Origin of the sequence: Ruminococcus flavefaciens MA2007, assembly GCF_000621845.1 — a bacterium.
Lineage (GTDB): Bacteria > Bacillota > Clostridia > Oscillospirales > Ruminococcaceae > Ruminococcus > Ruminococcus flavefaciens_E.
Genome location: NZ_JHXF01000032.1, coordinates 1 through 8,172, shown reverse-complemented (window position 1 = coordinate 8,172; position 8,172 = coordinate 1). Strand labels below are relative to the sequence as shown.

Annotated in this window: 12 protein-coding genes and 1 pseudogene; 4 read left to right on the top strand and 9 right to left on the bottom strand. The window is 39.4% G+C overall.

Annotated elements, in window-relative coordinates:
* The coding region (locus T497_RS0111615) for an AlkZ-related protein (RefSeq protein WP_028515758.1) at positions 1–269 on the bottom strand (269 nt) is incomplete at its 3' end.
* A 215-nt stretch (positions 270–484) separates the two neighbouring features.
* Between T497_RS0111615 and T497_RS18670 the strand changes: the two genes are divergently transcribed.
* Genes T497_RS18670 through T497_RS0111600 form a run of 3 tightly spaced genes read left to right on the top strand, consistent with a single transcriptional unit; the run spans position 485 to position 2,084 of the window.
* On the top strand, positions 485–1,183 hold the full coding sequence (locus T497_RS18670; RefSeq protein ID WP_242840010.1) for a hypothetical protein: 699 nt from the start codon (positions 485–487) through the stop codon (positions 1,181–1,183).
* A 14-nt stretch (positions 1,184–1,197) separates the two neighbouring features.
* Positions 1,198–1,656 carry a LytTR family DNA-binding domain-containing protein gene (locus T497_RS17650; RefSeq protein ID WP_051530643.1) on the top strand — a complete coding sequence of 153 codons (459 nt, stop codon included), beginning with the start codon at positions 1,198–1,200 and terminating at the stop codon, positions 1,654–1,656.
* Positions 1,653–2,084 carry a hypothetical protein gene (locus T497_RS0111600; RefSeq protein WP_028515756.1) on the top strand — a complete coding sequence of 144 codons (432 nt, stop codon included), beginning with the start codon at positions 1,653–1,655 and terminating at the stop codon, positions 2,082–2,084. The genes T497_RS17650 and T497_RS0111600 overlap by 4 nt, the downstream gene beginning before the upstream one ends.
* 34 nt (positions 2,085–2,118) lie before the next feature.
* Here the strand turns inward: T497_RS0111600 and T497_RS17645 are convergent, their stop codons facing one another.
* The 7 genes and pseudogenes from T497_RS17645 to T497_RS0111565 all read right to left on the bottom strand — a co-directional run bounded on the left by T497_RS17645 (position 2,119) and on the right by T497_RS0111565 (position 7,079).
* Complete coding sequence (locus tag T497_RS17645) at positions 2,119–2,394, bottom strand: hypothetical protein (RefSeq protein ID WP_051530642.1); 276 nt, start codon at positions 2,392–2,394, stop codon at positions 2,119–2,121.
* A gap of 83 nt (positions 2,395–2,477) precedes the next feature.
* Positions 2,478–2,657, bottom strand: a complete 180-nt coding sequence (locus T497_RS17640; RefSeq protein ID WP_051530641.1) for a hypothetical protein — start codon at positions 2,655–2,657, stop codon at positions 2,478–2,480.
* Between the two features lie 12 nt (positions 2,658–2,669).
* Positions 2,670–3,416: an alpha/beta fold hydrolase gene (locus T497_RS0111590; RefSeq protein ID WP_028515755.1), complete on the bottom strand. Its 747-nt coding sequence runs from the start codon at positions 3,414–3,416 to the stop codon at positions 2,670–2,672.
* Positions 3,417–3,426: 10 nt separating this feature from the next.
* Positions 3,427–4,185 (bottom strand): leucine-rich repeat domain-containing protein, encoded by a 759-nt coding sequence (locus T497_RS17635; RefSeq protein ID WP_028515754.1) that lies wholly within the window; start codon positions 4,183–4,185, stop codon positions 3,427–3,429.
* 23 nt (positions 4,186–4,208) lie between these two features.
* Positions 4,209–4,469: pseudogene (locus tag T497_RS16715) on the bottom strand (RNA 2'-phosphotransferase); the annotation flags it as partial.
* A gap of 43 nt (positions 4,470–4,512) precedes the next feature.
* Positions 4,513–5,409, bottom strand: coding sequence for a hypothetical protein (locus T497_RS0111575; RefSeq protein WP_028515752.1), 897 nt, complete (start codon positions 5,407–5,409; stop codon positions 4,513–4,515).
* A 644-nt stretch (positions 5,410–6,053) separates the two neighbouring features.
* The gene (locus T497_RS0111565; protein WP_028515751.1) at positions 6,054–7,079 is read right to left on the bottom strand and encodes a GGDEF domain-containing protein; all 1,026 of its coding nucleotides are present in this window, start codon (positions 7,077–7,079) and stop codon (positions 6,054–6,056) included.
* A gap of 439 nt (positions 7,080–7,518) precedes the next feature.
* On the opposite strand from T497_RS0111565, the gene T497_RS19045 reads away from it, so the two are divergent.
* A complete protein-coding gene (locus tag T497_RS19045; RefSeq protein ID WP_155266905.1) occupies positions 7,519–7,686 on the top strand; it encodes a hypothetical protein in 168 nt (55 codons plus the stop codon).
* Positions 7,687–7,725: 39 nt separating this feature from the next.
* On the opposite strand, the gene T497_RS18565 is transcribed toward T497_RS19045, so the two are convergent.
* A partial coding sequence (locus T497_RS18565; RefSeq protein WP_028515750.1) for an AlkZ-related protein occupies positions 7,726–8,172 on the bottom strand: 447 nt, incomplete at its 5' end.

Sequence of the window (8,172 nt, the reverse complement as noted above, 5' to 3'; positions counted from 1 at the left end):
GCCTTCTTATCAAAAAATTTGCCATAAGCCACTTCATGTCCTGCCGCTATTATCTCACGCCATTCCCACGGATCCTGCTCCCTGTCACCAGTCCACCAGTAATCAGGTGAAACGTGCTCCTCAACAGAGAAGCCTTTGACTTCGTTGCCGAATAGCGGCAGGAATCCAACCTCTTTTATCCAATTCACAAGCTCTTTCGGACTGCGTATCCTGTAGGGATCGTCCCATGAAAGTCCGTGTATTATCCATTCACCGTTCTCTACTATCATAACCTGCTCCTGCTTTTTTCTTAATTATATCATACATCAAAGGCATTTACAATACTGCTCAGAAATGATATAATTATTTCAGGTATACAGCTATGATACAAAATCAAAGAGTGCAGCTTACGCATCTCTCAGTGCAGGTTACGCACAGATCTATTGACCACTGGCTTCCTTTCGGGTATAATTCAGACATACCAACACGAAAGGAAGTATTCATCATGAATAACACATTAACATCAACTGATATCAATAGAAAGACAAAGGGCAGATTTCTCAAGGGACTTGATATTCTCACATACGGACTTGCAGCTTTTCTTGCATTAGGCTGTGAAGGTATCCTCGCATTCTGTATCGAGCAGAAGATATATAACTGTACCATTAAAGAATTCAATACATGGCAAAGTATATTACACTGGGTACTAACATACATCATATGGGGAGCATTTGCAATATATATACTCCGCAGCACAAAGAAAAAGGGTTACGACCTTTTTTCAAAGACTGACAAGAAGATACGTCCTTGGCAGTGGGCTTGCATAGCTATAGGCGTTGCTGCTTGTCTTATATCCACATGGATAGACTGGAACGGCAGCAAAGTTCTTACAGAGCTTGAGCATAAAGGTACACTCCTCTTCGTTTTCCAGTACATATATTATTTTATTGAAGTATTTCTTGTTATGCTCATCATTGTCTGCGGACAGAAAGCCTGCGAAATTTGGTTTGGCAAGGAGAATATTCCTTATGGCGGTATTATCGCTGCGCTAACATGGGGACTTGGTCACTGGTGGTCAAAGGGTTCATTGGCAGCAGGTATTTTTACAGCAATTTGCGGGCTCGCACTCGGAAGTGTATATCTTCTCGCAAACAGAAATGCAAAGCTTTCATATGCTCTGCTCTGCGTAATGTTTATATTATAAAGGAATTTTTTTGAATGAAACTGATAAAGACAAAAGAAAGAGGACTTACAGAAAACTATCTCGAACTGCATTATGACGAGATAAACGATGAGACTAAAGAAGTGATCTCCCGTCTCGATACCACACTTTCAAATGTGGAAGGAACTTATGATGAGAAACACGTTTCCGTACCTGTTACAGAAGTGCTGTATTTTGATACAGTGGACAGAAAAACATTTGCATATACAGATAAAATGTGTATCGAAATGAGAATAACACTGAGAAATGTTCTTGATAACTATTCGGATGCAGGTCTTATCAGAATAAGTAAATCAGCAGTAGTTAACGTATATAAGATAGATCATCTGCAAGGTGATATAAACATGAGAACGACCATATTTCTGAAAAATGGTGAAAAGCTCGTAATGAACAGAGGATACAAAAAAGAATTTATGACTGAGCTTGAACGTATAAAGGAGAGAAACAGAAAATGAAGCTAATAAACAAAAAGAATTTCATATCAATAGTTTGTATCAGCTTTACGCTGGTAGTATGCGGAAAACTTCTCCTTGAAAAAGTCATTGGATTTACCGACAGACATTATACAGAAAACATATTTACCTGTCTTGGCTTTTCGATAATCATTACTGCTGTATTGGCACTTCACTTCTATCTTCAGCGTTTTCCGCTTATACCCGTATTGATCGCTCAATATGCCATAGTAATATGCACAACTGTTGGATTCGTAAAGCTTGCCGACATTATTGCTGATACAGATACAAACGCCATGTGGCAAATGATCCTCTCAGTCACTATTCCATTTATAATAAGCGCAGCAGTTTACTACATTACGTTCTTCAGACAGATAAAAAAAGCAAATGATATTATTGCCGAGATCAACCATGTATCTATAAACCAATAACATAATAATCACGGCAGCCCAATGGGCTGCCGCTTCATTTTCTGTACAGTTTAGGTATATGGTCTGGTACTATTGAACTGAGATATGCTGTAAACTGTTCAAATCCCTCTTTATCAAAAACAGATTCGGAGCAGGCTATTGTGAATTCAGTATCATCATAGAAACTGTACCAGCCTGTTTCATAGAAGCCGTTTCTCAGATAAAAGTCACGTCTGCGAAGTCTGAACGCATTATTATCACAGCTGTCATCAGGAGTCTCAAACTCTGTTACTATCTGCGCGTCGGGATATCGTTCCATAAGGAGCTTCACAGCTCCACTTCCTATTCCTGCTGAACGTTTATCCTGACTGACTGCAAAATACGCAAGATAACGTATGTTTTTATATTTGCGTACTAAAAAAATCCGACGATAGCATTATCATCGTATATGCCGAGAATTTCAATTCTATCAGCCGTATCGGAAGCATACATATCGTCAAGAGAGTTCCTTTCACATTCGGGGAAAGCCTCTTCATTTATGGTATCCGCTATTAGTTTATCCTCAGAGTTTTGTGGCAGTAATTTCAGCTGCATGTTTTTTTCTCCTTATTGTACAGAATTCAACTTCCTTATTATCTTTACATATTCATCTGCCTGATTTATGGAAAACTCACCATGATAAAGTCCCGAAAGCTCATGTGTTGTGGAATGTGGGATAGTTCCTTCTATAATCTGAGCAGAGCGTTTTATTCCTTTGATCTCCTTTTGCCCGTAATACAACTGAACATTAGCCGAACATTCTTTGATCGTTTTTTTCAGAGAATAAGAAGTATTTGCCTGTAAAAAAGCGATCATATCTTCTTTTGTCACCACACAGGTATCACGATAGTAATCATCAAACAGTTCTTCCTTCATATGCAGTGATCTGAACTGCATTTTTGAGAACCATTTCTTTTTTATAAGCGGATAGGAACAGCTTATGGACGACTTCATAAGCTTGTTTGTCAGCTTTGAAGGTATGACCATTGCACTTTCAACAAGTGCGTACTGACATATATCGCCTTGCTGAGAAAGCATTTCCAGCAGTATCTGCCCTCCGAGCGATAATCCTCCAATCATAAAGACCTTACCGTTTAGATTTTCTTTTATAAAAGCAATTATCTCAGCTGCGTTGTTTTCAATCGTAGTAAAATGTGCATCACTGCCTGCATGGCCGTCCAATATCGGCAGTATCACATGAAAGTCATTTTTCAATAATTCTGCTTCTTCACGATAGTTCCACCATGATAATCCACCACCGTGAAGAAAAATAACAGCTTGTGAATTCTCTTTCCCGTATTCATTGTATCTCATATATTAATCCTTATTTATCATTGATACCATATTCCTCAGGTATTATTCGTTTACCTTCCAGAATGATCTCGCAGGTGCTGCCGCACTTATCAGATACCAATGTTGCAAGCCATTCAGGGAGAGATTTATCTTTTGATAATTCGCCGTATATTTCAATTTTCTCAAGTGCATCGCAGCCTTGCATTGCATCTCTTCCAAATGATCTCAGACTGATTGGCATACGCAATGTTTTTAAGTAAGAACAGTTCAAAAATGCCTCGAACCATATTCCCTTAACATTCTCGGGAATACTGATCTCAGTCAGCGATGAACAGCCTTGAAATGCATTATGTATTATTTCCTTCAAAGCAGACGGAAGTTCCACTGTATGAAGTGATTTACAGTATGAAAATGTATATTCACCAATATTCGTTAATGCTGACGAAAGCTTGACCGATTCCAGCGATGTACACCCTGCAAATATCATACGACGTATATCCTGTACGCTGTCGGGAAGTTCTATTGCACGAAGTGACTTGCAATCGCGGAATGCACCTTCATATATAGTCGTGACACCATCGGGAATACGTATTTTCTTTAAATTCTCACAGCCAAGAAATGCACAGTAGCCAATGGTTTTCAGACTTTGTGGCAGAGAAACAGATTCCAGTTCCTTATAATTTGATAATTCCAAATACCCAATATCAGTTACTCCCTCAGGCACATCAATATGGCTCGCCTCAGGAAATCTTCTGTTTATTGGCGTGTCATAGCTGCGGTCGTCCCACATTGTTTATTTCCCCTTTACACACATTATTTACTGTATCCTCTTTCACAAATATACTTCACAGGTACTTCTTCTGTACACCAGACTTCATTCTCAGTTACTCCGAACGTGTAGCCGTCATGTGCCATTTCCGAAGCAGCAATTTTCAGTACTACGGGAGTTTTATGCCAACGCTCGGCTGACTGCCATGCTTTGCCTATATCAGCCTGCATATGTACAGCGTGGCGCTTCATTTTCTTTATAGCTCCGCTTTCTTCGATAGCTTCAAGTGCCTTTGTTGTAGTTCCGTGATAGAGAAACCCGAGAGATTCGCAGTATTAAATGCTTTTGTCACCATTCTACTTTTATCTTCTTTTTTGAGTAGTAGTTTTCAGGGATCGCATATTCGTATTCAACGTTTATGTTTTCAATATCATATTCATTATAATATCTCATGTTCTTTGTATCGTCAGCATTGAGTTCGATTTCTTTCATGGTATTTGATTCAAAATCGAATTCAGTGGTACGTAGGTCAAATGTATTGCTTTCTTCATTCATGACAGGAACCTGAACAATTACCCGTTCATCGCTTACATAGAGAGAGGAAACCTGTGGATTGAAGTCCGGTTCGAGAGTTACGAACTCATTATTCTCTTCATCAACAAGGTATAAGCCCTTTGTAGTATCCATAAAGGTCTTTCCACGCACATTAAACAGCCCAAAACCATTTTTACGTCCCAGACTTGATAGATTTTGGCGGCAGCACTGAGTTATATCTCCAGTAGCCTCGTCTATTCGGAATACAGCGACATCTCCGCAGTATGGTTCTTCCGTAGTACACCAGTCGTATTTTCCAATAACATAAATACAGTTATTCTGATGATCCACGGCTATATCACCGACGTATACAGGTATTTCGCTTCCGCTTTCCAACAACTGTGAGAGGTATTCGTCACGCATTTCACGGTAAAAGCCTTTACTTCCTTCTTCTATCTTATATCCATCTTTTAATTGGATATTGTCAAGATCATTCGGTGTAAACGTAACGGAATGCTCAGTATGAAATGCTTTTGTAGTAGTAACATTTGTAGTTGCTGCAGTCGAAGTTGTTTCTGTAGCGATAGTTGTAGAAGTAACAGTCGTTGTTGTTTGAACTGGTACTTTTTCAGGATATTCCGAACTATTATTATCACTACATGCTGTAAACACTGCCATAAATAACATGGCTGCTAAAAGTATTTTTTTCATACTATTACTCCTATTCGATATCTAAAAATTTTTCTATAACGTTCATTATCTCCTCAAAGCGCTTACCTCCGACACCTTTGTTTTTACTAAGCTCTGCTTCAAGAACAGAAGGTCAATGGTTTTGCACTGTTCTCCGGGAAGCTCATCCCTGTACTGGAAAATGAACTTTGTAAGCCCCTTTTCGTTTCTTGTAGCCTATTATATCATATTACCGGTATAATGTAAATACATAAGAAGTAAGCTCCTCCGAAAGGAGGAGCTTGTGGAACGCAGACTTTATGAAAGAATTCGGAAAACAAGGTGATACAGACTATATCAGTATCGGATTCGTATTTAGCAAGAATACTTCGTTCTTCTTTATTAGGAATATTTGTCCTCGTACATAAGGTCCACGGCAGCAGTTATCGCCTCATGCTCCCGGTATGAGTTTACTTTCAGTCTTTCAAAGTCGGAGTGAGGAAGGAATACCAATTTCTCGGCCTCACAGCGTTTGGTGTTGTGACCGGAAGCCTTTTGTATCAGCTTATAAACTTATTGAAAATGCTCGGAACTGACGCCTTTTCTCCGGACATATAAAAAGCGTCAACTGTTGTAAAGCGTAAATTTATCTGATTGCTCTATCGGGCACCTGTGACTGCTGTTCTTCACGGTTCGGGATCGCAGACAATGCAGTTTTTTCCATTGTTTTTACCATAATACAATCTGTTGTCGGCTTTCTCAATCAATTCATTCGTATCCTGTCCCGGATTTCGGGAGACTATCCCCACAGTGATCGTCACTCTGATCTCTTTTCCAGCAAATCTAACGGTGGATGCTTCAATATTTTTCCTCAGCTCCTCAAGCATTGCGATGGTCTCGTTATAGGGGGCATAGGAGATGATAAGGAACTCCTCCCCGCCCCAGCGTGATATGTCACAATTGGGACATTCTCTGACAAGCCGTTCTGATAAACATTTTAAGACCTCGTCGCCTGCATTATGCCCATGAACATCATTGACACCCTTGAAGTCATCTATATCCGCTATTGCAAGAATACATTGCTTGTCAGCATTGGTTATCTCTGTGAGCCTGTCGAACATATAATGACGATTGTATAGTTTAGTGAGCTGATCGATCTGGGCAGCCCGCTTCAGTTCATCTTCCGAGTGTATAATAAGCCTGATAAGATAACTGATAAAGGCAATCAGAAAGCTAAAAACGACCAGTGCATTTAGGCTCCAGAAAAATGCTGTTTGCTTGCCGCTGCGTTCAAAGACAGGACCGTGACCGGATCCATAGCTCGTATAAATGATATAAAAGGCAGTAATGATAAGACTTACGGGAAGCGCCTTCATACTCCGTCGTTTTTGTTTGTATGCTATGTATTCAGTTACAAAAATAATAGGCACTATTGAAAAACAGTACAGGTGAAAGCCGTATCCGATGCCGATACATATGGTCGTCACACAAGTATATAGGGTGATCCAGCAGTATACAAGCCAGACATATATATTCAGCTTGTCATAATGTATCAGGACAAAACCGATAATATAGACACAGGCATCAGGAATACTGAATGCTACAAGAAAAGGGACATCAATATACCAGAAGAATATCATGTGTCCGAATACCATTAAAAAAATGGCTATATTGACGATCCATGCTATTTTCTTCAGATGGGATAATTCCATATTATACCTCCTTTGCAGTGTTTCGCTGCTTCGGTAATCCGTAACATAAACAGAATTAGTCGCATTTCTTCCCTGTCAAAGACATGAGAAAACTCTCTTCCTTTATATGTAAATTTTCCGTTATACAAATCGAATTCTTCCATATTGCTTTCTTAAATAAATACAAATAGCATAACACTCTTTATGTTTTATCACCTATATTATACCATATTCCACAATGTTTTTCAATATAAACTCAGATATTTTGTCATACCACAAACTCATCCCACGCTTATTGCAAACTTCATCGAAAAATAAAACAAATAACAAACCATGCATAAAAAGAAACAATTCAAAGTAATCGCCAACCAATATATCCCAGCGATAGTAAAAAGCACAGGCCGGAACTAATTGTCCCGACCTGTGCAAAGGTAAATTATAAGCCGCCCCCGTAAAAATCATGGACAACGTTCAGTATGTCAGTCTCGGTGTGCTGTTCAGCGGAGCTTTAACAAAAGACGGCGAATTATATATATGGGGCAATAACAGCCTTGGCTGTGTTGGAATAGAAAGCGATGCGCTATTATCTGAACGAAGAAATACAACAACATATCCATCTGACACATAGGTACTATAAGTAGTCTCATATTTTTTCTCTTTCTTATTTTCACTTGGGTTCTTTTCCGATAAGCTTTATTATCTCAGCCTTATCAGCATCAGGATATAACTGCTTGATCCTGTAAACGATACGCTTCCACGACTCATAAGGAGATTCATTGTATGCGGAAGTAATTGCATCATATCCCCATAAAGCTTCAGGTGGAAGCAGCACCGAAACAGGCATACCGTACTCTGCACCTTTCTTATTTCTGCGTCTGTGGAAGTCAGCAGTAACAAGATATGTTTTCATCATAAGCTCGGTAGTAATACCCTGAAAGTTCTTTTCTCCGCCTTTTCCGAAGCCTGCTAGCTGTTTAAGTTCAGTTGACAATATCTGCTTATCTGTCCAGATAATATCACCATCACTGTCAGTATCAGTAAGGCAATCCATTATAAGCTTCTCACGGCGATTGACCTTGCTGTCCTCCCACGCGGAATCGAAGTCGTAGCCGTC

What these genes read in the sequence shown, in the direction of transcription:
- T497_RS18670 (WP_242840010.1), top strand. Translation starts at nt 485, where the DNA reads ATGAATAACACATTAACATCAACTGATATCAATAGAAAGACAAAGGGC.
- T497_RS17650 (WP_051530643.1), top strand. Translation starts at nt 1,198, where the DNA reads ATGAAACTGATAAAGACAAAAGAAAGAGGACTTACAGAAAACTATCTC.
- T497_RS0111600 (WP_028515756.1), top strand. Translation starts at nt 1,653, where the DNA reads ATGAAGCTAATAAACAAAAAGAATTTCATATCAATAGTTTGTATCAGC.
- T497_RS17640 (WP_051530641.1), bottom strand. Translation starts at nt 2,657, where the DNA reads ATGCAGCTGAAATTACTGCCACAAAACTCTGAGGATAAACTAATAGCG.
- T497_RS0111590 (WP_028515755.1), bottom strand. Translation starts at nt 3,416, where the DNA reads ATGAGATACAATGAATACGGGAAAGAGAATTCACAAGCTGTTATTTTT.
- T497_RS17635 (WP_028515754.1), bottom strand. Translation starts at nt 4,185, where the DNA reads ATGTGGGACGACCGCAGCTATGACACGCCAATAAACAGAAGATTTCCT.
- T497_RS0111575 (WP_028515752.1), bottom strand. Translation starts at nt 5,409, where the DNA reads ATGAAAAAAATACTTTTAGCAGCCATGTTATTTATGGCAGTGTTTACA.
- T497_RS0111565 (WP_028515751.1), bottom strand. Translation starts at nt 7,079, where the DNA reads ATGGAATTATCCCATCTGAAGAAAATAGCATGGATCGTCAATATAGCC.
- T497_RS19045 (WP_155266905.1), top strand. Translation starts at nt 7,519, where the DNA reads ATGGACAACGTTCAGTATGTCAGTCTCGGTGTGCTGTTCAGCGGAGCT.